Source organism: Priestia sp. FSL W8-0524, assembly GCF_038005965.1.
In the GTDB taxonomy this organism is placed as follows: Bacteria; Bacillota; Bacilli; order Bacillales; family Bacillaceae_H; genus Priestia; species Priestia zanthoxyli.
This window is the reverse complement of the sequence record NZ_JBBOUG010000001.1, coordinates 2,516,619-2,542,403: the sequence shown is the minus strand read 5'-3', so window position 1 is coordinate 2,542,403 and position 25,785 is coordinate 2,516,619. Positions and strand designations below refer to the sequence as shown.

Sequence of the window (25,785 nt, the reverse complement as noted above, 5' to 3'; positions counted from 1 at the left end):
AAAACTGTAATAGAATTTCTGTTCAATTCCTGTATAGTTAAGAAAGGATAAAAATAAAAACAACAGGTGAAGCAAACGATGAATACAAGCCACTGGAATGAATCAGCAGCACATTTACTAGAAAGGTGGATAAAGCTATATAAAGAAAAAACATTTCTTATTGAAGAAACGGAATCTTTAAACATACTAAAAGAAGAAGTAGACGGGATGGATAAAGAAAAATTCCTCTCCATAGTAGAACGTCAGCTGCAGAAAGTGTATGACGAACTGGAAAAAGAACGTACAGAGTCTAACATAAGTCACATTGAATATACGATGTTGACGTTTCTTTCGAGCGGTTATCGAGAGTACATAAAAAAGCGTCAAAGCAATATGAGACAGTTTGAACAGTTAACAAACATACATAGGAATGTGACAGAGTTTTTCGGAAAAGAACTTTTTTCTGAAGCGGATATGGTAGCGTTTAGAAACGACTTTTTTCAACTAACAGAAAGACATGCTAACACGTCATTGCTAAAAGAAATCAAGGAAAGCTGGAATGCTTATTTGCCCGCGTTCGTTGACTTTCAAAAAAAGCATGAACATGTAAAACAAGCGATAGCCACAGTACTCGAAGAAGACAAGAGCTTAAAGCAAGAGTGGCATCAGCTAAGCAAAAATAAAGTAGTGACCAAACAAAAAGCGACCGCCTTTCGCACAAAGCAGCATGAGCTAAATGAAAACATTCGAAAAGCCACAACTGCACAAAAACAGTTACTCGAACTGCACTGGCCTGATGTTTGCAGCCAGTTTGATGCGCTACAAGAAAAAATGAGTAAGAGTCTTTTTACCGTGCTGAAAGAAACGGAACGCAGTATGGAAGTCATTAGCCAAAACGATGCAAATGAACACGCCAAGTTAAAGCAATCACTTAACGACCTACATGCAGTCCACAAAGTTGACGTTCATCAAACGTGGTTAGCGGCTTTTATTAAAAAATCACGACCATTTTTTAACGAACTGAGTGAAGATATAAAGGATACTCGGTGTCAAGAGCTATGGAACCGAATTTACGGCATGTATAAAGGAATAGCAGTAAACGAGTTTATTGTTACCTACGAAGAATTATTAGCACTTCAGCCGCTTAATAGTATAAAAAGCACGGAGATGCCAAAGCCGTTAGCTCGGTTAAAGGTAGATATAGAACCTGTTACACTGCCAGCCTACGCAGACTTTCCTGTGCTCAAAAAGCAGCAATCATCAAGACGCACTTTTCCTATTTTAATAGGAGGCGCTATTGTTATGGTCTTATTGCTGACGATTGTATATATGAATCGTGATAATCAAACGGTAGAAACAAGCTCAGACATAAAAACTACGGCCAGCACGAAGTCGTTAAAAAATGAACAGCCTAAGCCAGATGTTGTAAGCAAAACGGATCTTGAAAACTTTTTTATTTCCTATAAAGCCGCGTATTTTTCAAGCTTAAACAGCGGCGACTTTAGTGGGATGGCGCCCTATATAGACTCGAATCAGCCAGTGTATAAGCAGCTGAAGAGCTATATCACATCACTTGCCGGCAAAAACGTATCGTTTGCTAACGATCAGTTTCTCGTGAAAAAGACAGAATCACATGACAACGGAACCTACGACATTTATACAAACGAAGTATATACGTTCACTGATTCATATGACGCGAGCACGCAGTTTAAAAAAGAACGAATTTACCATGTGAAAACTGCTGGCAAAGACAAACTTCAAATTACTAAAATTGATACACTAACAGATGAGCAGAAGTCGGTGGAAGAGTGAACGGTTTCTGAGAGATTATGAATAACCGCTAGTTCCTTTTGGGGGCTAGCGGTTGTTTTGGTTGGAGAAGTTGAAAGTGGTTAGGGTGAGCTCTACGCTGCCGGAGATAAACATAGTTTTGGATTGTAACAGATTTAGTTTAAACGTGTTGATATAACAGGATCGATTTTTTTGTGTGTCGGATTTAGTAGGAAGTGATTGGGGACAGTTTGTTCATTTGTGTCCCCTATATTAAAATCGATGTTCGATCTATAATCCCTATTACTCAAACGAGGCAGGAGGGGAATAAATAAATTTTAAATAGTCTCATCTGTTCAGCTTTAGAAGGTGACTTTTCGTCTGTTATATAGCCCATCGTTCGATAGCCTATTAAACGCTTTTCATACATTTTCTTTAAGAATAGAAACTACTTCCCCATTTTCAACAGCTAAATAGATTTTATCAGGGGGAAGGGATAAAGTTCTTTTTATATATAAACCTTCCTCTTTTTTAACTTTTTCTATTTCCATTTTTATGTTTTTCTGCTTTTCAATTAAGTAATTGCTAGTACTTAATCTTGTTCTAAATTCTTTAGAATAAGAATTTAATTCCTTCAAGAAATGTTGTTTGTTCTCTTTAATGGTTTCAAGCAGGTGATTCGCATCTGTAATCGAATGCTCAATTACACTTTCGGAATCACCATACAACTCCATTAATTTTAAACAACTATTTACATTCATAAAACATAAATTTATTAACTTCTTATAATCGTCATATTCTTTAATGATATTCCTTAAGTTATTAACTTCGGTATCAGTCTTCCAAATCCAAACTTTTTTCTTTAGTTTATAAACTTGAGTAGTAACATCATCTAAATCTTTAATTAATGAGTAAATAGATGATATATTTTCACGATAAATAGTTTCTAATTGATTGAATACTCTGTCATTAATCTCGCCGTTTAAATACAACGAATATGCTCTCTTTAAATAGTCATATGAACCCTTTGCATTTCCGTAATACTCATTCTTTCTCATCAATATTACACGATTTAAAGAATGTTGAATTTTATCCAATTCTTTTCTTATTTCTTGTAAATGTTCCTGTGAGACTACAATTGTTAAAGTATTTATTGCAAGAGCCTTTAATTGGGCGGGATTATAATTTAAACTTTTTACATTAGCATGCTCTATTATTGTACCTTTACTATTTACTGCTAACGCGCGTTGGTATCCTTCCTTTTGTAAAGAGTCCATAAGTTTTACAGTGCCTTTTTTTATTTCCTCTTGAACGGTCTCTGAGAAAATAACTTCAAAGACTTCTTTATCTTTAGATAAATGGATTGCATTTGATTTGGCCAAACGAAGGATATTGTTTGAATATTCTTTAAGATAATGATTGGGTGCTATTAACTGTCCTGTCTTTAGAATTGATTCATCACTTTTTTGAATTATAAAAGGTAAGTCAGTAGATTTAAGAATTTGATCTTCATTTTTATTGTATAAATTTTTCTCTACTTTGGATTCTACGTTTTTATTTTTATTCTTATGCTTAATCACATAAAAAGCAAAACCGACAAATAAAAGTATCACGAATAGGTATAATAAATTAACTTCATTCATTTGTAGCCCCTTTTCCTTATATGTATTTATATGAGAAATCAAGTTTAAAATATTATATCATATTGGTAGATGATGACAAACGTTCGAGTTTTTACAAGAATGATTTAAACCTAAAAAAAGAAGAGTTAAATTCGGTTCTTATGTAAAAAACTTTTGAAACATAAACATACTGATACTATTATTTTAAAAAAGGTGAGTGATTTATATAAAACAAAAAACTTGTTCAAGTGAGAATACTATAATTATGATGTAATTCCACAAATGGTAAGATGATATTTATACCATAACCTATGTTTTTATGGTGTGGTGAAAGGGTAGGGAGAAACGAGTATAGATCACTCAGAAGACAACTATATATGGACTCCATCACTCCATTGCTGAATTGGAATAACTTATACATCGTCGTAAACCAGTGAGTGATTCTCAACGAGTCGGTGGAACAAATATCTTTAATAATGAATGGACATATTTGTATCATACTATGGATTTGGAAGAAAAGGCGGTTGATTTTTATTTAAGTTAAATCAGAGATAAAAGAGCTGTAAAAAACATTTGTACGCCCCTTAATTTTAAGAAATTTACATTATATTTGCAGCAGAATCGTTTTGGAAGGGGAGATGAGTACTGAAGCCAAAAGTACCTTGGATAGATGAAATTGTGAAAGCTGTTCAAAAACTAGGGGGGGAGGGCACTTTGGAAGAGATATACGATGAGGTGGAATTTGAAAAAACTATTAATCTTTACTCTTATACTGATTGGAAAGCACAGGTACGAAAAAACCTTTATCTGCATTCTAGCGACTGTGATATTTTTAGAGGTATTAAGGGAGGGGAGACTGACCTTTTTTATTCTATTGAGGGAAAAGGTAAAGGACGATGGGGGTTAAGAAGTTTTGAGCCTACTGAGAAGAACGTGGATCTTACAGAAGATGACATGGGGTTTGAGGAAGGAAAAAAGAAATTGAGACAGCACATTGTTCGAGAGCGAAATCCTCAGATTATTAAGCTTGCAAAAGAACGTTTTAAACAGAAATACGGAAAAATATTTTGTGAGATTTGTGGTTTTGATTTTTTTGAGTTTTATGGGGAAGTCGGAGAGGGGGGTATTGAAGGTCACCACACAATTCCTATCTCAGAGCTTGAGGAGGATCAAAAGGTAAAAATTAATGACATTGCTTTGGTTTGTTCCAATTGTCACAAAATGCTTCATAGGAGAAGACCATGGCTCTCAAAGAGTGAATTGCAAAAATTGATTAGAAAGTAAAAGAGGGTTCAAGAAAGAATCGTATAATCGGAAAAGGGATTTTAAGTAAAGTGAGAATATTTTCATTATTTAAACTAGTGGAATTCAAAAACATATAAGGTTCTTACTATTAAAAATACAATGATGGAAAATAACTATGAAGGAACGATATGCAAAGGAAAGAACAAAGATATATATTGAAACTTTTAAAGTCTTCAACGACTCTGTAGGTGAATTTCATCATCCTAAACTTATTGTGAAGAATCTATACTCAGATATATCAATTAATCAAGTGGCTTCACCTTATGAAAAAGACATTTTGTATGAACAAATCAGGTTAGCTCCCTTTATAAATTGAGTGAATTATAAGTTATTTAACAAGCATTGGATGGTATTCTATAATTTATAAAAGGGAACATAAGAAATGGGGGAATAAAAAGTGGCTTGTGAAAAGTGCAAGAAACATTTAAGTAAAGAAGACATAGTGGAATTTGATGAGTTTGGTAAATTAGAAGAAGCGGTCCCTTATTGTTACGATTGCTTTAAAGTAATAATTACAACAAAATTTAATTCTTTCGGTGATACCTGTGAGAAATGTGGAGCGCCATTAGAATTGAAAACAGATAACTTAGAAAAAGACGTTATTGAAGAAAAAATTCTGTGGTACTACTGTAAACAAGCATTAGAAGCAAAAGATTATGAAGATCATGATTCAATAGGAGAGTATATTACACAACCTGGAGCCGATTAAACATAGTAATAAAAATAGAACAATTTTTTCAAATAGAAGAGCTGTCTTGATCCTCTTGACGGAGCAGGCAAGAAGATATTTTATAGTTAAGAGTTTTTTTTGCTTAATATATTGTCGGGAAATTTTTTTCTAGAATAAGCATATATAGATAATTAACATGCAATATTTGTTTTATAAACAGGTCTAATTAACTAGATTGGTGTTTTGGTGAATTCCTTTAGTATTAAACATTTATTTAAGTAAAAGCAACAAGTTTGCATATATTTTTTACTTCTGTTATTTAAGTAAATAACTATTTTAAAACACCTTTAATTTGTTAACTACTTTTATTACCTTTAGATTTTACAATGCTATTAACATAAGCGACACGTAAAAAATCCTATTAAAAGTTATGTGCGAAACTTTAAAAAGATTTTTTTACGAAAGAATTTTATATTTTTATAATTTTTTAAGACTTCAGTATGCTAATATATTTATATAATAAATGTAAGTAAATGTAACTAAATGTAATATAATAAATTTAAAAAGCGTAATTAGGTAATATTTCATATGAAATACTGTTATTTTATAAAGGTGGAACCCGTAAATGAATGAATTTGTAACATACTTAAACTCATTAAATAATGCAAATAGTTCTAATGAGAATGCTCTGGCTGAGGCTCAGGTCACGAATAAATTTTATAAGAAGGTTCATATTGATAGGAATCTGGGCGTTTATCTTGTTGAGGAGTTACGGAAGAAACCTACCTGCGTAATTCTTACAGGGCATGCAGGGGACGGAAAAACAAGTTTGGTTTACCAAATTTTAAAAACATTTAATATTTTTAACGAACAAGAAGGTCTTAAGAAGTATGAACAAAAATATTCGAGTGAATTAGGTCGTGAACTATTCTATATAAAGGATATGAGTGAGCTTAAAGAGGCTGACCAAATTGAGCTCTTAAAGCAAGCTCTTTTAGGTAAACAACAAAATATGTCTTCAATTGTTGTTTCAAATACAGGACCATTAATTGCTACATTTAAACAATTAATAAATAATAATCTTGTTGATGAGATTACAGAAGATCAAGTGGAAATGGAACTTTTAAAGCTAATGGATGAAAATAAAGGTTTAGAAGTGAGAATAGGAGATTACGAGATTTTATTAGTAAATATGGCTCGTATTGATAATGTCGTGTTAGTTCCAAAGCTACTAGATCGAATTACTTCAGAAGACCTTTGGGATACTTGTCAATTGTGCGCGAAAGCAGATGTCTGTCCTATTTACACTAACTATATATCAGTAAGGGAAAATAAACATAATATCAGTAGATTTATAACAAGTTATTACCGTTGGTTGTTTGAATCTGATAGAAGATTGACAATTCGACAAATTCTTGCACAATTATCGTATTCAATGACCGGAAATCAGACATGTGATTCGGTTATGGGGAATTCTGGAGTGGAGTTCAAGTTTAGGTATCACTTCAGTAATTTGTTTTTTGGATACAGGGGATTGCATATATATGACGAAGCCCGGCAAATTCGCGCAATAAAAGAACTTTACGAGTTGGAATTAGACAGTAAAGAAACAACTTATGATTATGATTATTTTGTTAAAAATGATTTCTCTCATTTAACGAAAGCCACTCAAAAAATCACTTCAGAAGTTTGGGCTAACAGATTACAAAAATATAAACTTAAACCTGCCGATTATATGAAGACGGAGGAACCTTATCTATTGCGAAAAGCTATTCGTAGAATGAATATCTTATTCGGTCAATATGATGAAGACATGCTAAATAATTTACTTGATGAATTATTTTCTCCTATCTTTAGTAAATACCTTACTTATCGAGAGAGAAAGTGGACCATAAAAGAGAGTAGGAATATAAAGTCTACACTATATAAAGCATTACATTATATTCTTGTTGGCACACATCCAGAGCAGGAAAAGGACAAGATTTACTTAACTTTACAGCGACAAGGAACGGGAATGCAAAATGTACAATTGCTGCTAGGAGAGCTAAACGATAACGATATGACGGTTATACAAAAGTATCAAGAGTCGGCATTCGATAATGATGAGAACCACTATGAAATCTTTATCGGTTTCTCAAGTCGTAAGGAGTACAGAATACCTTTAATGTTAATGGATTACTTTGATCGTATTGCTAAAGGGGCTGTCTCTACAAAGATTAATCCTTCCTTGAGCCACGGGATTGATAAGATGAGGTCTCATTTATTTTCTAATTATAAATACCGAGATGATGAAGAAATGATTAGGCTCTTAGTTCATACGTTAAAAGGTCCTAAGTTAATTAAACTGCAAATAGACGAATCGGAAATATTTGTGGATTAAGGAGAATGAGTAAATGTCTTCAAAAACAAGCAATTATACTATCTTTCCAAAAGTAGATGATAAGGATATCACTAAACACAATATACAAATTCAAACATATGGACAAAGATTATTTAGGGATCAGACACTATACGAATATTTATTAGAGTTTCTTGTGATTTTTTCATCACCAAAAAGTACAAGAGATAAGAAGTTCTCTGAAGCAAGCGATGAATTTAAATTTCTAATGGACCTAAAAAATCAACATATGGTATATTATCCATCCCCGAGAATGGGATTAAAAAGATTCACTTTCTTAAATCGTAGTGAATTAGAAAAGCGATTCTCGATTGATATAGAAGCATTAGAAGAACATAGGGATATATTAAGAAACAAGATTACTGTTGAAGATTCTAATATAAAGAATGAGTTTGTGTTAAACATTCTGCAAGACTTATTATATGGATTCAATGCGATTACAGGTAAACGTTCTTGGTTTGCACAGTCTCTTCTTCCTATTGCCCCAGAGCTAATATTTTGTGAAGCAATAGGTAAAAAGGAAGAAAGGGAGAAAATAGAAAAAAAAGATATAAAGGTTAAAGATATAGATGGAAAATTCGATTTTAACTACAGAGCTTTTATGGCTAGAGGAGGCGAGGTGTACTACCTACATGTTTTACAAGGGGTTGAGGAAAGCCCAGATTTAAAGGAAGAATTAGAGACTCGTTTACAATATTTAATTAGTAGTGTTCCACAGTTAAGTAGCATCGCTCAATTTATACAAAATAATTGGCGGAATGAAAAATATACAGAACTAGAAACTGAAGAAGGAACACCCTTAGATAAAATTGATTACGTGACTAAAAGTACGGAATGGATCCCAGATACTTATAGGAAAAGAGCAGCTAACACGGTACAGGAGTTAACAAACTTGCTTGGATCTTCTGTCAACACATTAGAGAAAATCGAAATGCTTTCCTCTCTTATAGCATTACAAGTTATACGAATGATGTGTCTTCAAGCTCAAATGAAGTTAGAAGGAATGGACAATTGTGAATGGCTAATTGATGTAGTTAATGATCCTGGAAATCCAATCCGGAAGATGGCTATAGCTTCTTATGAAAGATTAGAGGAAAATGTATTTCGCGCAGTTCATAAAGCAAGTATAGAGGATTACATAGATAAGAGTGGAACTAAAAGAGAAGAGGAAGCCATCTATGAAGATGCTTCTAAAGACACTAACAGACTAGTCAGAAAACTTGGGAAGCAGCTTGGTTTTATTGTGCCACCAAAAGGTGGAAATATGCGTTTTGGTATTAATGAGGATATTATAAAAGTATTAGTACTAGCTCTTGTTCCACCTGGAGAGAGAATGTTGTACACTACCTTCTTAGAGAAATGTTATAGGCACTTTAAAATTATTATTGGCCCAAATGAGGCACAGAAACATTGGTCAGAAAATAATAGTCTCGATTTGACAATGTTTAATGCAAATTCCGAGAAATTTCTGGCCATGCTCAAAGACTGTGGATTCTTAAGGGATTTATCTGACTCAACTTCTATTGTAGAAAACCCATTTCAGGAGTGAAAAAGTTGAAAGAATATATTAGTGAGATTGTCAGTATAGTGCATGATAATATCGATTTTACAGATAAAAGTAAAGCTTATCTATTTCGTCTAGATAACTTTGTGCATCCTCGCATTTACCTAGAGGTATGTAAAAATTTCAGAGAAACCGCTTCTAAGAAAGGCATTAGTTTCCATGCTAAGCTGTCTAAAGAACAGTATGCTATCTTTCATAAACATGAAGAATTGCTGCTAGCACTTAAGGAATTAGAACAAGAAGGGTTTGTTGAACAAGAGGCGCAGATGACGACATGGAGAAACTCTGTGGCTGATCAAAAAGGCATTTTATTTTTAATGGGAACCGAAAGTGTTAAAGACAAAGGAGGATTAGCAGATTTTTATAAACTCTCTCCTGAAGTCATTGATCAACAAGTAGGGAAAAAATATACTAACTGGTTTGTAAAGTTAATAGATGTTGAAGATCAGTTTGAGAGAACCGCAGTTAATCATTTCCTAGAGCATCTCTTCCGATTAGTACCTAAAGATCTATATAAATTAAGTTGTATTATTGATCGTTTAGAAAAAGAGATGTTGTTTGGTGTCGAGGAAGTTCTAGAATCTATGGGTAGGAACTTAGTAACTGATTGGGGTTTACCTTGCATACATGGCTTTGATAGTAGGACTATGAGCCAATTGGGAAAAGGTAAAAAGTTTGATCTGCTCGATAAAGCTAATAAATTTAAAAATAGGGCCGAATTTAAAGATGGCTTAACAAAAGCCAGATTTAATAAATTGCTTAAAAAAATTGAGGATTTTAAAACAAGTAAAAAGCGTGAAGAGTTTAATGAAAGTATAGAGCAATCAAAAAAAATATTTGGTTCAGTTGAAAAATTTGAACAAGCACTAATTGACTATTTCAAGGGAAAAAATCTAGAAGTCCTAAGGCCTCAGCTCTTTCAATTAGATTTTAACTTTATAAATGCTATCGTCAATTTCAAGACTACAAAAGAGGACCCAAAAGTAATAAAAGATACAGTTATTAAGGTATATGGAGCACCTATTGAGGCTTTTGCAAAAATAATCTTCAGTAGCTTATCAGCACTACGAAAGATGAATGACGATAAAGATAAGCCAAAACTGCAAATAACTGTTCACGAAGCAGTGCTTTCTAATTATGTAGAAGATAACGAATATGATCTCTACAATGCATGGGCAAAGATTTGTTTTACGACAGGTGGACTTATTGAATATCTACAAGAGGAATTAGAAGATGATATTGAAATATCTTTTAAAGACGATAAGGATCCATTTCAGATCTCTAATTCTGATGACTTATCCATTAAGCCTACAAAAGGTACTCAAACTCTTTCAAACATTTTATTATCTATAGAAGTTCAGGGCATAGAGAAACCTATAGAATATAAATGGATATTCAATTTTAATGATCCCTGGATTAATATCTTTGACACTAACCTTCTAGATAGTTTAATTGAAAAGTCTCAATCTTCATTAAGGTTTTTACCAATTTTCCATAGCGATTCCTTAGGCAATCTCTTGAATAGTATCGATTCGGATATCTTCTTTCACCAATTAAATGGTGCTAATCAGGAATTTGTGAATATTTTCGACCTATTACCTAGAGAACTTCAAGAAGGAAATGTTGCGTCTAGACTATACCAACTGAGTAAGCCTTTCCGAGAATTTTTAAATGATTTGAAAAATAAGGGTTTTTATAACACTATTAGTGCTCGAAAGTCTAATAGCGGGGCGCAGTTCATTGAGAAGTATATTGCTATTATTGATTCTTTAATAAAAAACAGTGCTACTATTAATACAATAGAGAGAAAGTATGTTCATCTCGTCACTAACCTATTCTTAATAGTGCCTTCTAAAGAGAAAGCACGAGATGAGTATTTGGAGGGGGCGATCGTACCTCCACTACATCCAGCTATGTTAGAGAAGATGGTCGAACAACAAGCCTTTTACAGAAAGGGATTTCATACTCTTTTAGACGAGGCATTAAATGATAAGAATAATAAAAAGTATGAAAAGGTGATAGAGAATATAGTAAGACAATCTACTATCATTTCAGGATTAGATACAATCATTTCTGATGTTTCAAGCAACCGCTTAACTAAAGAAGTATTCGGGTACTATGCGCTATACGGAGAGATATTGGAAGAGAATTCTTTAGAATCTATGACCCTTTTAGATAATGATTTAGTATTTGATGAAGATTTCAATACAAAGGAAATGCTGAAAAATTCGTTTATGTCTCGCCTGATTGAGGGAAAATTAACAGAATATGTTCAAACTTTCCCGGCACAATCTGACAGTATTAAAATTGCCTTCATAAATTTTGAACATCTTCAGCCGGTTGTAGCAGGAGTTCACGCATTTATAGAGACATTAAGAGAGACAACTCATACTATCAGTATAAAGTTACAGATTATTTCACCTAGTCATCTTCAGGAGGGAAGAACCTATATTAACTTCTGGCTAGATAATTTTTTTAGCGAAGAGGATAATGTGAAAATAGAGACGTATTATAGAAACATTAATTTAGAGAATGGCAGTTATTCAGTCTTAGAGGATGTCTTACTCAACCATGATATGATTTTTATCAATAATGTAATGTCGACTGGAAGGATTGTGTATCGGCACACTGGTGAGACAAATATTGCTCCTTCCGAAACTAGATTCCCGATGGTGTTCCATCCAATGCCAGTTTACGAAGCAGATTCTGCTAGGCGAGTTTCTATTAGTCAAAGACAATTTAAAGCATCTTTTATACACTCACAATTGACTCACTGGATTGAAAATCCAGATAGTAAAGATGGTGTGTACAGGGTTGAAAAGGAACTCTTTATGTCCCCACAAATGAAGAAAGTACTGGAAATTTTGCATTGCAAGGCGAGATGGGTAGTAGCTTTAGATACAGCTTTAGATAAAAGCTTCTTTAATAGAGATGAAGTTATTAGTTTTTCTACAGGTGAGGGACCTTATGGAGAACTAAATATGACCATATCAGCTTCTAGAAGAGTTAAAGAAGATGTAATAAACCGACTTACTAAGAGATTGAAGGACTTATTCCCTTCTTGGGGGCAAGACAAGCTTAATGCCTGTGCTCAGTACTGTATTGAGGAATCCAAAGACCTAGATGGTATAAAAATCTTAAAGGCCTTGAATCCTTATGATTACGAAGCGCATAGTTTCTTATCTTATATTTTGTCAGTGAATAGTCTTGGAATAAATTCTTATGACAAAGATGTCCTTCTTAAAGCTTATATTCCAATGGACTCGTATATGCATTGGTTTATTGATACACCAAATAGACCGGATTATTTACTAATAGAGATTAGACGAGACAATATTAGCCGAGAGTTTATTGAGATAGATGCCACAATGGTGGAATGTAAAATGGGGAAAGAAAGTAATGCTCATATCGAAAAGGGACTTACACAGCTAACAAATAGTATTAACTATTTGTCAGTTATTTTTAATGGATCTTCTACTTCCTATAATAGAAGATATTGGTTTGCACAGTTGTATCGTGCTCTTGTATTTGCACCTAATTTTGTTTCTAACATTGAAAAGGAACAGTCAGATTTCAACCAAGGCCTGTTAAATATTTTAGATGGTAACTTTAAAATAAATTGGCGTGCAAAGCTACTTACTTACTGGCTTGACTATAACCAAGAAGAAATAAGTAAAGAAACAATAAATTTAGATGGAACCGATATTATTTGTAGTCACGAGGCTTTTGGCCAACTTTATATACAAAAAGCTCTTCTCCCACAAGAAATGGAAGAAGATGTAGAGTATGAAAATATCGGAAATAAATTACTTAGTTTCGCTAACAATCGAATTGATTTTGAAAGCCTAGTTCAAGAAAATGAACATGAATTAACCGATGATATGGAAGCAGAAGCTACAGAGGAAAGGGTACAGCCAACGCGTCCTACAATAATTACTCCGTATTTAGATGATACAAATCAAGATGTGGAACAAAATCTTGATAGCGTGACTAAAAATGATAGGGATATAGATGAAGGTGAGATTGCATCCGAAGAATTAGATTTCTCTAAGGATAATTTAGAAGAGGTTGATCGAACTAAGAAAAGTTATGTTTATAATGATCATAAGCAGGACGACATAGTAGCAGAAAAAGAGGATGTAGAGAAAGAACTGATACCTTTAGAAAAAGTTCGTATCTTATTAGGAAAAGATGCTAGAACTAAACAAAATATCTATTGGGAGTATGGACATCCACAACTAGAGAATAGACACATTTTAATTTCAGGTAAATCTGGTGTTGGTAAGACTTACTTTATTCAATGTATGCTGTACGAGTTAACAACTCAGAACATCCCAAACATCATATTTGATTATACTGATGGTTTTAAAAATAATAAATTAGAGCCTGAGTTTAAAAATGGACTTGAAGGCAAAATAGAGCAATTTTATGTTTACCAAAATAGCTTTCCAATCAATCCATTTAAAAGAAATCAAAAACAATTAGATGAGGATATTTACGTTCCTGAAACAGATACTGATGTTGCTGAAAGATTAAAAGGTGTGTTTCAATCAATATACAAGCTAGGGCCTCAACAAGCAAGTGCGATTTACCGTGCGACAATGAGTGGATTAAAGAAGTATGGCCAGGCTATGAATTTAGAATATTTAAGAGGTGAACTTGTAGCTGACGGTTCAAATTATGCTCAGACGGCATTGTTTAAGCTAGAACCTCTTATTGATAGAAGTCCCTTTGATATAGAAGGGCAATATAATTGGGATGAACATTTTTCCAGAGAATCTAAAGTGTTTGTGGTTCAATTATTAGGGTTCACTCGTGAAGTACAGTTAATCATTACTGAGTTCATATTATGGGATCTATGGAATTATAAATTGTCTCATGGAGACAAGTCTAAACCATTTGCTGCTATTATAGATGAAGCCCAGAACTTAGATCATAGTGAAAGTTCTCCTAGTGCTAAAATTTTGACTGAAGGGAGAAAGTTTGGTTGGTCCGGCTGGTATGCTACACAGTTTATGCAGGGGCAATTGGGGAAAGATGAAATTCAACGATTACAAAATGCTAGTCAGAAAATTTACTTTGCACCACCAGAAGAAGAAATTACAAGTATTGCTTCTTATTTAGATACGGATTCCTATAAACGAAAGGAGTGGGCAAAGAAACTTTCTAGCTTGAGAAAAGGACAATGTGTAGTATGGGGGCCAATGTTGAAACCTGATGGTAATTTAGAAAAAATGGGACCTAGAATTGTCGATGTCATACCATTCTCTGAAAGGATAAAAAAATAATGGGTTATAATTTAAATTTTCATCAATCGTTTTCTCCTGAAAGAGAAGCAATTGCACAATTAGTCCGACTTGCTATACAGGGTAATGGATTTCTCACTAAAGAAGAAATATCACAAATAACTACGATTCCAACAGGAGGGAGTTCTGGAAAAGTGGTTCCTCATATTAGTTACGCAGATATTATGGGGCTTCTAAACGTAGAGAATAAAGGAAAGAGTTTTAAACTCTTTCCTACCCCTCTAGGGGAGGTTATAGGTGCTGAAGATCCTTACTTTGTTGAGCCCATTACTATGTGGGCTTGTCATTATAATTTAGTAGAAAAAAACTCTAAGGGGCTAATATGGAGCTATGTATTTAATGAAGTAGCACCACAACTTGGAACTTCTTTTGCAAAAGAAATTCTGCCTAGTATAGTGAATAAAAATTTTGAAGCAGAAGTAAACCTAACACCTTTCCGTTCTTGTTATTTAAACGATAGGAGTTTTGCAACCTTAAAGATATTAAGCGAAATAGGTGGTAAATACTTATTTACACCTCATAAAATTGATCCTTCTTTTAAATATTTATATGCTTATCAGCTACTTAGTAGTTGGGAAAAGTACATGGAAGATAGAACAGAAGTTACGATTGATGACATAAAGGACACATTATATTATGGGAGACCTTATTTATGGGAAGACCGAGACATTTTAAATGTACTTGAATTGTTACAAGATGAAAGAATAATTGTATTAAATCGACAATTGAATCCGTTAACTATTCTAAGACAGGAGTCTTCTCAAAATTTATTGACTCAAATATACTCGTTGTTAATATAATGGGGGGCATAAAAATATATGAATGAACAAAAAATTAAAAATATACTTCGCTTTAAGAAAGAGCTTTACTTTAACGGTGCTGTTCAAGTTGATTGGTATTATCAAAAAGATAAACAAGTAGATGTTGCAAAGAGCTTTGTATTTCATGGCCCTGAATATTTTGGTGTAAGTGAGGCAGATATTACCTATAAGAGCCATAAATTAGTCGATACGGCTACATTTACTAATATTATTGTAAACAAACTTTATAGTGAGACAAACGGTTCTAATTTTGCGATGACAATAGCTCCATACGGTACAGGAAAGTCCCACTTAGCAGTTACATTAGCATCTTTACTTGGAAGCCCTGAACTAAGTTCAAATTATGTGCTTTCAAACTTGAAAAGTGTAGACAAGAAAATTGGAAGTGAAGTCAGTGAACTTATCAATAAACCTAATATAGTTCTTGTTTTAAATGGTATGAAAGATTTTAACTTAAACTATGAAATATTAAATGCTACTCAAAAAGTTTTAGATATGCATAATGTAGACGCATCGTTTCTTCAAACATTAACTAAGTCGTATGATATTGCTAAAAACTTTGTTAACAACACTTTTGGGAATTTTGAGGATTTATATATAGAAAGTTCAAGGGAATTACTTCCTCATTTATCCTCATCTAAGTTAAAAGATTATTTAGTGCAAAATATTTTAAAAGATACAAATGTTTTTGAAGTAATTAATAAAGTATACTATCATGTCAATGGAACTTACATACGTTGGGATGAAGGAGTCTCAGCTGGTGATGTTCTGTTAAAGATATCGCAAACACTCTGTGGAGATCGAGATCAATTTAATAAAGTTTTAGTGCTATTTGATGAGTTTGGACGCTATATTGAATTTGCCTCCTCTTATCCCACTCGAGCTGGTGATTCTGCATTGCAGCAGATATATGAGGCTGTACAAGATAGTGATGATAAAATATTATTTGTTGGATTTATACAATCAGATTTAAAGTCCTATCTGACTAGAGTAGACCGTTCATCTAATATTAATCGTTATGTAGGACGTTACGAAGCAAGCGAGAAGATCCATCTATCGTCTAATCTAGAAACAATTTTCGCGAATTTAATTGAAAGAACAGATACAAAAGCTTTTAAAGAGTTAATTGAAGATAAGTTAAGTAGGGAAAATGAGATGCTAAAGTGGAAGGAATTCCATGAAAAGTTGCTCGCGTGGTTACCGTCGGCACAAGAATCCAGCGTCTGGAATGATTATAATTATTTTAAGAAAGTGGTTTTAGAGGGGATTTATCCACTACACCCAATGACAACTTGGATGTTATCTAATCTTTCTAGCTGGCTTCAACAACGTTCATCTTTAACATTTTTAGATAAACAAATAGAAAATTTTGGAAATGTAAATTTGCATAGTTTTGGTGACTTGCCATTTATTCCTGCAACATCTATTATACAATCAGATTTCTTCCAAGAATTACTGGCAGCTGAGCAAGATGAACGTAAACAAAGTGAGTACTGTATTTTATATAATCAAATTCTTATTAAATACGGTGACAAATTAGATGAAAGACAGAAATCTGTTTTAGCTGCAAATTTAATTTTACGAATTGGCCGCTTTAGAACAAAATCATCACAAGATGTTAGGCTTGCACTAGTTTATGCGTCTGGTTTAACAGAGAAACAAGTGGAGACAGCTTTATTAGCTTTAGAGAATGAATTTGGTGTAGTAAGCTTCGATGATATTGCTAATGTCTATGATTTCGTAGCGGATGCAACTGGTATAAATGACTTTAAACGTTTAATTCAGAGAAAGAAGACCAAAATAGGTTTAGATTTAAAGTTAGTATTTGAGAGTACGGTAAAGGAATTACTTAGGCTAGAGAATATTGAGACTTCATTTGCTCAACGTAATTTTGTTGTCTCAAATGAATGGAAATATACACAACATCTAGTACATTTTGACGAAGTTAATAATGCTTTCTTATTGACGCTAAAAAATGAGTGGAAGTCATTTACAAAACCTGAGCAACTTAAAGGAAAGGTAATATGGCTTTATGTACCAAAAAGTGTAGATGAAGATAAGTTAAAGTCAGTACAGAGATTGTTACACAAATTAAACTTTGAAAAAATTCCTATATTATTTTTTATTTTAGATGACAGAGAAGAAGCTTTTTATAACGCGATTTTAGACTATCAAATTTCTAAACTTTTTAGTGAAGAAGAAAAATTAAAATATGCTCGGTTTATTCCAGATTACGTATCGAAAAGTGAAATGCTTTTAAAAGATAAATTTAATAGTTTGGCCAGTCAGAGAATTAGTATTACTGACAATGGAATAGAGAAAATAAGCGATCGTTTGAATAAGTATACCGAAGCTCAGTTTGATAGGTTATATCCCGATCTCATACCCTTTCCATACACTGGATTTGCATTAAAATCATTGACTAAGCCAAAACAAGGTCTTTCAAGGATTGCACGTCTTGTATTATCAGGAATGAATTATCAGATCATTCATTCTGAAACTACTGATATGAAAAATAGAATTGAAGAAGTGTTATTTGATGGAAAAGCAGGGACCTGGGGTGTTTTAAATAATAGTTACCAATTGATTTCACCTACTAACATTAAAGTAAGAAAGATTTTCAATAATTTTGATAAAATGTTAGAAGAGAGTGGATCTATTAAGATTGCTGAAATATTTGATGAATATCAGAAACCACCTTATGGTTTAAATGATTATTCTTTAGCATTATTAATAGCAGTATATCTGGCACAAAGAAAGATTGAAACACGTGTAAATATAGAAGGTAATCGTCTACGTTTAGAAGAGTGGGGAAAAGAGATCTATCTAGATAAGGAAGTAGCAATATTAAGACTCCTAAAAACTACTATTATTAAAGTGAATGTAGATGAACTATCCACTCGATACTTAAGTCTTTCTGCAAAAGTTGAAAGAAATAATGATGTAGACCTTTGTCCAATATTATTAAAAGAATTAGAACAGCTTAAAAGAGAAGAAGATATTCCTGATGAGCTGCAAGATAAAGTTGCTCATATGGAAATGCTTCTTGAATTAGGAATAGATCTTTACGAGAAAACAACGAAGTCCATCGGTACTATTAGAGCTAAATATGATCAAGCGATTCGTGATAAAGATCTTAAAAAAATATTTGAAGTGATCGAGAAATGTGAAGTAATAAGTGGACCCATAGGAGAATCAACTCGCTATATATATAACGAGAAACATATAGAGTTTACTGAGAATTTAACGAGGAAATCACATGAATTTATAGCAAAAGAATTTAATGATTGGCTTGTTAAACTCAAGTGTCAAAATATTGGTCAAGTGACCTTATTTGAAAAATGGGTAAAAGACATTATAAACTATCTAATTAGATATTCTTATAAAGAGGAAGCTAGAAAAACCCAATCAAAATTAGAAAAGATATTAGATGATCTTACAATAGTCCATAAGCTTCAAAATATTAACGGTACTGTCCAAGATTATATTAGAAAAAGTATTCCAACAGAAAATATGGGATATGAACAACTTCAAAACTTGAAGAAAGAAGGACAGGATCTTATTGACTTTATCCTAGGACATAATGTAGATCGTAACTATTTAGATAGTTACTTAGATAAGTTGGAACCTAGAGTAAAGCAGATAGTAAAGTATATCGAGAAACTAACTGAACAAATAACCCAAGTATACGATGCTTTCTTTGATTTGCAGGATATTACTACATGTGAAAATGTATTAAAGAAAGCAAAAACATTATTGTCAAAAACGCTCAAAGACGAAGATAGAATTAGCATTGAACAAAGTGCAAACGAACTTCAAAACTTCTTAAATGATATAGAAAAAGTGGAAGAATTAAAGGAAGACCGTGAAGAATTAACTGCCGAACTACAGGCTTTGGAGAGTAAATGGTTTGAAATAGAATCCGATATTGATTTTGTTTATTTGCTCAATTCTTATAAAAATCAAATGGTGGAATACATCAATGGTTTGGAAAACAAATGGATTCAAAAATATATGATAGATCTTAATGTACAGCTGATATGGGGCGTTTCAGAGTGTACTACATGGCTTAATGATACAAAAATTATACCTCATTATCTAAGTCAGGGACAAATTGAAAATTATAGAATTATGCATGGTAGAGTTATGAGCCGTCTAAATGAACTTTCGGTAGATGGCGTTGTTAGTTTATTCAATAATTTAACTGAAGAACAAAAGAAAATATGTTATGATAAGATAGTATCTGTAATGAGTATATACAGTTAAATTAGTAATTTAAACAAAGCGCATCTAGACATCTAGAAGATTCTAGATGCCTTCTTTTGTATTAAATTCCCTTCTGGAGCTAAAGCTCCAGAAGGGAACATGAAGGGAAAGGGAAGTTTTTTATGGGTTATGGTCAACATCAGAGTTTCTATTTGAGAGATAGATGGCTTAATAAAGCAATTCGGCATTTAAGAGAGGATAACAGATTTCTCTATGATAAGGAAGCATTTGAGAAGATGGGGCTTGGCAAAAATATGGTTCAGTCCTTAAAATATTGGGTTGTTGCGACAGGAGTAGTAGAGGAAGTATATAATGAAAAAAGAAAGAAGATACATTTAATTACAAATTTAGGGGAAATATTGTATCGATATGATAAATTTATTAAATTTCAAGATACCGCATCAATCTTACATTATCACATGTGTAAACAGAAAGAACCTAGTACAACATGGTATTGGTTTTTTAATGAATTGAAAGAAACAATGACAACTAAGGAAAGTTTGTCTCAGGAACTCATCAACTGGGTCAAAGAGAATGAGAAGAAACCTTTTTCTAATAATTCCCTGAAAAAGGACATTGATTGTTTAATCAAGCTTTACACAGCTGGACAAAGCAATATTGATCCTGAAGAAGTAATTCAGAGCCCTTTAAGTAAGCTAGCTATCTTAGAGGAGAAAAAAGGTATTGTTTATAAACGTAATTTATCTATTTCTAAGGTAGGGCTCACAGCTTTAATGTACGTACTTTTAGATTATAAATTAGTTAAAAACATTGATACAGTTTCAGTAGATGAGCTAGTAATTCAGCCTGGTTTGTGGGGGAAAGTATTTAATATGAATAGAACTACTATTGTAAATGCCCTCACAGAATTATCAATGCATGATACACATCCAATTTATTTTGTTCGAACTAATAACTTAGATTTAATTAGAATTCCAAATGTTGATTCGCTTGAGTTTCTCAAAGAAGAATATAGTCGAAAGGTTGAAATATTAGCATGACGACCGTAACCACTACTTTTAAAACAAGTGTAAATATAAAATTTGACTTAGGAAAAAGGGAATTTATAGACCGCTACCTTCCAACTCCATCACATGCTGAGTCTCTTTTAGGATTATTAAAAGGATTCAATGATCCAAAGAATAATAAGCGTTCTCATATTATTGTAGGTCCTTATGGTACTGGTAAATCCCTAATTGCTACTATCATAGGTAATTTGACTTCTAAACGGATAGAAGATGAACGGTCATTAAGTGCTTTAAGGGGCAAATTTAACAAAGTTCACGATGATATATATAGAGAGTTGGAAAAAGTTAGGGAGTTAGATAAAACATATCTAACGGTTGTACTTAATGGAAATGAGGGCCGTTTTCGTGAAGCGCTTCTAAATGCTATTATACGAACTATAAATGAAAATAAAATCAATATTGTTTTGCCAGGGCAATACGGTAAAATCCTTGAAACTGTGAGTCTATGGGAGAGTGAATTCCCTAAGACATATAGGGAATTTAAAAAACTTCTGAAGGAGAATGATAAGGATTTAGATATTTGGCGTATCGCCGTTATGAATCAGGATAAACATGAGGTTGATTGGTTTTTGTCTGTTTATCCGCTACTAACCTCAGGAGCTAAATTTGTTATTGAGTACAACGAGAGTTTCACAGACCAAATAAGTCATGTCCTAAATGAACTTAATAAGCAAGGGATAGGTCTATTTGTTGCATACGATGAATTTGGGAGGTTACTTCAAACACTAGAGTCTCATGATATCCATGAGACGATGCAGGATTTACAAGATTTAGCTGAACTAACAGATCATTATAGTGACAGTTTGCATGTGCTTTTAATTACTCATCGTAACTTGCGTCAATATTTTAGTTTATTGAGTGAAGACTTTAAAAATGAATTTCAACGAATAGAGAAACGATTTAAGGTTTACTATGTGGAAAGTGATAAGTCCACATTCATAAGGTTAGCAGATCATATTATACAGAATTTTAGGGGAGAAATTGATTTAGACAATAATACATTAACCACTCTTAAAGGTTACTTGAGAAAGTATCCTCTCTTTCCGGAATTAAATCAACAGGAGATTGAAAAAATTATAGTCGAAGGGATCTATCCTGTACACCCTGTTGCACTCTATCTACTCCCTTATCTTTCTAATAACTTCGGGCAGAATGAAAGGACTTTATTCACTTTCTTAGAGAGCAACGAAACAGGAGGTTTGTTAAATCATCTTAGTAAATCAAAACAATACTATTTGGCTTCGGATTTGTTTAGTTATTTCTTTCCAAATTTATATGATCTAGATACAGGGAGAGAAGATTTAAATGTACTAAGGATATATAAATCCCTAATTACAAAGACACCTCAAATAGTAGAAAATTCTAAAGGGTTGAAGCTCATCCAGCTTATTACACTTTGGCAGTTAGCAGGCCTACAGTCTAGAATCAAATTAGATACTGAATTTCTTTGTTTCGCATTGAATGTTGAATTAGAAATAATTACGACAATCTTAAAAGAGCTTTCCCTTTTAAAAGTAATTCGTTATAACAGGGTATTAGGGTACTGGGAGTTATTAGAAGGTAGTTCTTTTCATTTAGAGCAGTTGGTCACAGATCACGCGGAGCATGCAGTGTTAACTAAAAGAAAACGATTGACAGTATTAGAGAACTGTTTACCGAAGCACTTTTTCTTTGCAAACGAGTATAATGATCAAAAAAGCATAACTCGTTATGCAACTGTAAAGCTTTTAGTTAGTTCAGAAATAATTAATGAAGAACTAAACTGGAAGAGTATTCGAGAGCAAACAAAGGCAGATGCAATAGTTTATTACGTAGTATTAGAATCTACGAATGATCTTGCTTCAGTTACTGAACAACTTAAAAATGTTGAGGATAAGCTTTCTATATTCTGTATATCTCAATTGCCTTTCGCAGCAATTGAGGAACAGCTAACAGAGTATTCTGTTATAGATATGCTTCTTGAAAATGTAGAATTGCTAAATGAAGATAAGTATTTGAAGCAAGAATTATTATTAAGAAAAGAAGACTTGAATTTTATTATTGATGATTTTCTTTCTAAATACGTTTCATATGGAAAAGATACTCTTTGGGTCTATAATGGACAGATAATTGACGTCAAGAGTGAGATTATTTTAGAGAATAAATTAAGTACAATTATGTTTAATGCCTTTCCTCATACTCCGGAAGTTAGAAATGATTCTTTTAATAGGAGAAAATTAAACAATGTACAACGTAAAGCAGGTCATGCAGTTCTAGATCATATTATTAATAATTACAGGGAAGAAAACTTAGGTATCAAAGGACAAGGCCCAGACTATCTTATTTATGCTACTGTTTTCAAGAATAATAAACTAGATATTACAAATCTAGATGGTATTAGCCAAGATGAATTTAACAAGCTACGTATCGCATTAACAAATCATATTAAGCAGAACACTACAGGAACACTTGAAGATTTTGTTAATATTATGATTGAGTCACCTTTCGGCATTAGGGAACCATTGATTCCTCTTTATTTTGTTGCTTTACTGAGGGACAAGTGGGACCAAATACTATTCTACCGCAATGATTTATTTGTCTCCGGCATTAATGGTGAAAAGTTATATAAGATATTCGATGAAGCTTCTGAGTATAACTATGTTTATTATAATTTTGATGTTAAATACCAAAAGTTCTTTGAAGTATTAGAAGAAAACTTTGGTTACTATGAGAATGAAATAGTAAGAAATAAACCAATAGTTATTAGGTTAAATAATGCACTGTTAACTTGGTTAAGAGGCTTACCTAGAATTACGCAAATAACAAATCATATGAGTGAGGAATTAGTTTGGTTAAAAGATACAATCCGTAGAAGTGAAATTAATCCGCAACAAACACTAACACAACTTTTCATAAAATATGGAGAGAAAATAGAAAGAGTTGTACAATGGAAACAAGAGCTGGAGAATTACTTTGACTATTATAAATCAGAACTAGAAGCAGAAATTTTTTCTACTACTAATACTGAAAGCTTCGAAGAGTTATACACATGGGCAGGGCAACAAAGGCCAGAGGTTCAAAAGCAAAATAACTTAATTAAAAGTATTTTACGTTGTTCAGATTCTAGTAAGTGGCTAGAGCAACTTTCTTATAACATTGTAGGAATCGAAATTAAGAATTGGTCGGATGCAACAAATGAATTGTTAAGGAACCAATTAAAAGCGGATTATAAGGCAACTCTCGAAAAGGGAGAATCACAAGGAGAATATCTACAAGTTTCCTATAATGGGAAAGTGAAGACTATTAGTAAAGTGATCCTTTCGACAAAGTCAGAGACTATATATAAAAATGTTGAAAGAATGATTAAAAATGCCGGACGAAATGTAACAAAAGATGAAATAGAGTATTTAGTATTAAAACTAGTAGATAAGTTTGTAGAATAGGCGGTGAAGGTTATGGAAAGAAAACCGGTGCATGTTGCAATGTTTAGTGGTGGAGCAGCTAGTGCTTATGTTGCATATAACATGGTACAAGCATATGGTAAGGATAATTGTATTCTATTCTTTACAAATACATTATGGGAAGATGAAGACAACTATAGATTTATGGAAGAGGTAGCAGATTATATAGGAATTGAAATAACAGAGCGTATCGATGGAAGAACACCTGAAGAAGTGTTTTATGATTATCGATTCTTAGGGAATGCTAGGTTAGCTAAATGCTCAGAAGAATTGAAAGTATATCAAACTATTCTTTTTCTTGAGGAATTACGAGATGAACATAATCTTGAGCCAATACTTTATTTTGGAATTGGTCCTCATGAAACACATCGTTCAGATAATTTAAGAGAATTTTATAAACATCGTCCTCTTGAGCCAATTGAAACTAGATTTCCAATGATTGAAACATTTAGAGAAGATATAGATGTTAAAGGAATTATCGAAGGTGAATGGGGAATTAAATTGCCTCGTATGTATGAACTAGGATTTACACATGCAAATTGTGGGGGACGTTGTGTAAGAGGTGGTTTCCAACACTATGCACAGCTATATAAAGTGTGGCCAGATCGTTACGCTGAACAAGAGCAAATGGAAGAAGATTTTCGGAAATACTTTGAAAAGAACGTATCTATTCTTAAAAAAGATAGTAAGCCATATACATTGAAACAATACAGAGAACTACTGGAAATTGAAGGGGTAGATAAATTTTTAAAGAAACCGGATGATACAGTTCCTTGTGTTTGCTCGTTTTCTTAAATTTTAGACGGCTCAAGAGATATTGAGTCGTCTTTTTTAATTACTTGAGCATTTAAAAGATTTTAAGAGTGTGTAGGATAATGATACGATCAAGTTCCTAAGGTTTTAATTGTATTTTATTATGATATATATAACAACCAAAAGGGGGAATATATATACAGTTGAACTATTCTTGATGCCCAGGATAAAAAGAATTACAGAATTAATTAAAAATATTTCTTATTAAAAATGCATTTTTTATAAAAAGTTTAATTTTATCTTAAGATCAATTAAAGTTATTATTTAACATAAAACCACCGTAAAGGTGGTTTTTATAATGATGATTTTTTGAAAATGTAATTCTATAATTCTAGCAATCAAGTAACAGTTATTCCATCCTTTTTTATGAGAATGCGCTTCCCTAATCTCAGACAATCTTTTCGTCAGGCCTTCATACTCATCTCTTTCCCTTTCAGTAATATTATCTCCTTTAAATCTTATGTGGTAGACTTTGTTAAACCAATAAATAAATTCACTATGCTTGTTTTCTATTAGCCACTTTATTATGGGATCAGAAGATGTAGTCTCTCTAGCTGGAACTCTGTCTTCTAATTTTTTAATCTAGACTTTAGACTGATCCTTACAGCTCCTTAAACCTCTTTTCCATTACCTTAATCAGCGCATCTAATTCCCCAGCCTCAATAGCTTTTATAATAATATTTGACAAAGTAGCTATTACTTTAGCTCTTTCAACAGTAGAAGGTTCTTCTTGGAGCAATTCATTTATTACCCTTGCTAATAATCTTCTTACATCTTGGGGTTTTTTAGCTGGATATTTTCTT

At 32.7% G+C, this 25,785-nt stretch carries 12 protein-coding genes; 11 read left to right on the top strand and 1 reads right to left on the bottom strand.

Annotated features, from left to right (window positions below):
- Window positions 1-78 precede the first annotated feature (78 nt).
- On the top strand, window positions 79-1,791 hold the full coding sequence (locus NST66_RS12855) for a TcaA NTF2-like domain-containing protein (protein WP_340843410.1): 1,713 nt from the start codon (window positions 79-81) through the stop codon (window positions 1,789-1,791).
- Between the two features lie 380 nt (window positions 1,792-2,171).
- Here NST66_RS12855 and NST66_RS12850 read toward each other — a convergent pair whose 3' ends face one another.
- Window positions 2,172-3,392 (bottom strand): hypothetical protein, encoded by a 1,221-nt coding sequence (locus NST66_RS12850; RefSeq protein WP_154973031.1) that lies wholly within the window; start codon window positions 3,390-3,392, stop codon window positions 2,172-2,174.
- A gap of 693 nt (window positions 3,393-4,085) precedes the next feature.
- On the opposite strand from NST66_RS12850, the gene NST66_RS12845 reads away from it, so the two are divergent.
- The 10 genes from NST66_RS12845 (at window position 4,086) to NST66_RS12800 (ending at window position 24,964) form a co-directional block, all read left to right on the top strand.
- The gene (locus tag NST66_RS12845) at window positions 4,086-4,655 is read left to right on the top strand and encodes an HNH endonuclease (protein WP_261763657.1); all 570 of its coding nucleotides are present in this window, start codon (window positions 4,086-4,088) and stop codon (window positions 4,653-4,655) included.
- Between the two features lie 418 nt (window positions 4,656-5,073).
- Entirely contained in the window at window positions 5,074-5,385 is a 312-nt protein-coding gene (locus NST66_RS12840; protein ID WP_154973029.1) for a hypothetical protein, read from the top strand.
- Between the two features lie 586 nt (window positions 5,386-5,971).
- Window positions 5,972-7,726, top strand: coding sequence for a hypothetical protein (locus NST66_RS12835; RefSeq protein WP_154973028.1), 1,755 nt, complete (start codon window positions 5,972-5,974; stop codon window positions 7,724-7,726).
- A gap of 13 nt (window positions 7,727-7,739) precedes the next feature.
- Entirely contained in the window at window positions 7,740-9,293 is a 1,554-nt protein-coding gene (locus NST66_RS12830; RefSeq protein WP_154973027.1) for a hypothetical protein, read from the top strand.
- 5 nt (window positions 9,294-9,298) lie between these two features.
- Entirely contained in the window at window positions 9,299-14,596 is a 5,298-nt protein-coding gene (locus NST66_RS12825; protein WP_340843409.1) for an ATP-binding protein, read from the top strand.
- On the top strand, window positions 14,596-15,414 hold the full coding sequence (locus tag NST66_RS12820) for a DUF4007 family protein (RefSeq protein ID WP_340843408.1): 819 nt from the start codon (window positions 14,596-14,598) through the stop codon (window positions 15,412-15,414). The genes NST66_RS12825 and NST66_RS12820 overlap by 1 nt, the downstream gene beginning before the upstream one ends.
- Window positions 15,415-15,432: 18 nt before the next feature.
- Window positions 15,433-19,701 (top strand): hypothetical protein, encoded by a 4,269-nt coding sequence (locus NST66_RS12815; RefSeq protein WP_340843407.1) that lies wholly within the window; start codon window positions 15,433-15,435, stop codon window positions 19,699-19,701.
- Window positions 19,702-19,823: 122 nt separating this feature from the next.
- Window positions 19,824-20,702 (top strand): DUF4007 family protein, encoded by an 879-nt coding sequence (locus NST66_RS12810; RefSeq protein ID WP_154973024.1) that lies wholly within the window; start codon window positions 19,824-19,826, stop codon window positions 20,700-20,702.
- Complete coding sequence (locus NST66_RS12805) at window positions 20,699-24,151, top strand: hypothetical protein (protein ID WP_154973023.1); 3,453 nt, start codon at window positions 20,699-20,701, stop codon at window positions 24,149-24,151. The genes NST66_RS12810 and NST66_RS12805 overlap by 4 nt, the downstream gene beginning before the upstream one ends.
- Window positions 24,152-24,163: 12 nt before the next feature.
- The gene (locus NST66_RS12800; RefSeq protein ID WP_154973022.1) at window positions 24,164-24,964 is read left to right on the top strand and encodes a hypothetical protein; all 801 of its coding nucleotides are present in this window, start codon (window positions 24,164-24,166) and stop codon (window positions 24,962-24,964) included.
- Window positions 24,965-25,785 lie beyond the last annotated feature (821 nt).

What these genes read in the sequence shown, in the direction of transcription:
- NST66_RS12800 (WP_154973022.1), top strand. Translation starts at nt 24,164, where the DNA reads ATGGAAAGAAAACCGGTGCATGTTGCAATGTTTAGTGGTGGAGCAGCT.
- NST66_RS12810 (WP_154973024.1), top strand. Translation starts at nt 19,824, where the DNA reads ATGGGTTATGGTCAACATCAGAGTTTCTATTTGAGAGATAGATGGCTT.
- NST66_RS12855 (WP_340843410.1), top strand. Translation starts at nt 79, where the DNA reads ATGAATACAAGCCACTGGAATGAATCAGCAGCACATTTACTAGAAAGG.
- NST66_RS12820 (WP_340843408.1), top strand. Translation starts at nt 14,596, where the DNA reads ATGGGTTATAATTTAAATTTTCATCAATCGTTTTCTCCTGAAAGAGAA.
- NST66_RS12835 (WP_154973028.1), top strand. Translation starts at nt 5,972, where the DNA reads ATGAATGAATTTGTAACATACTTAAACTCATTAAATAATGCAAATAGT.
- NST66_RS12850 (WP_154973031.1), bottom strand. Translation starts at nt 3,392, where the DNA reads ATGAATGAAGTTAATTTATTATACCTATTCGTGATACTTTTATTTGTC.
- NST66_RS12815 (WP_340843407.1), top strand. Translation starts at nt 15,433, where the DNA reads ATGAATGAACAAAAAATTAAAAATATACTTCGCTTTAAGAAAGAGCTT.
- NST66_RS12830 (WP_154973027.1), top strand. Translation starts at nt 7,740, where the DNA reads ATGTCTTCAAAAACAAGCAATTATACTATCTTTCCAAAAGTAGATGAT.
- NST66_RS12805 (WP_154973023.1), top strand. Translation starts at nt 20,699, where the DNA reads ATGACGACCGTAACCACTACTTTTAAAACAAGTGTAAATATAAAATTT.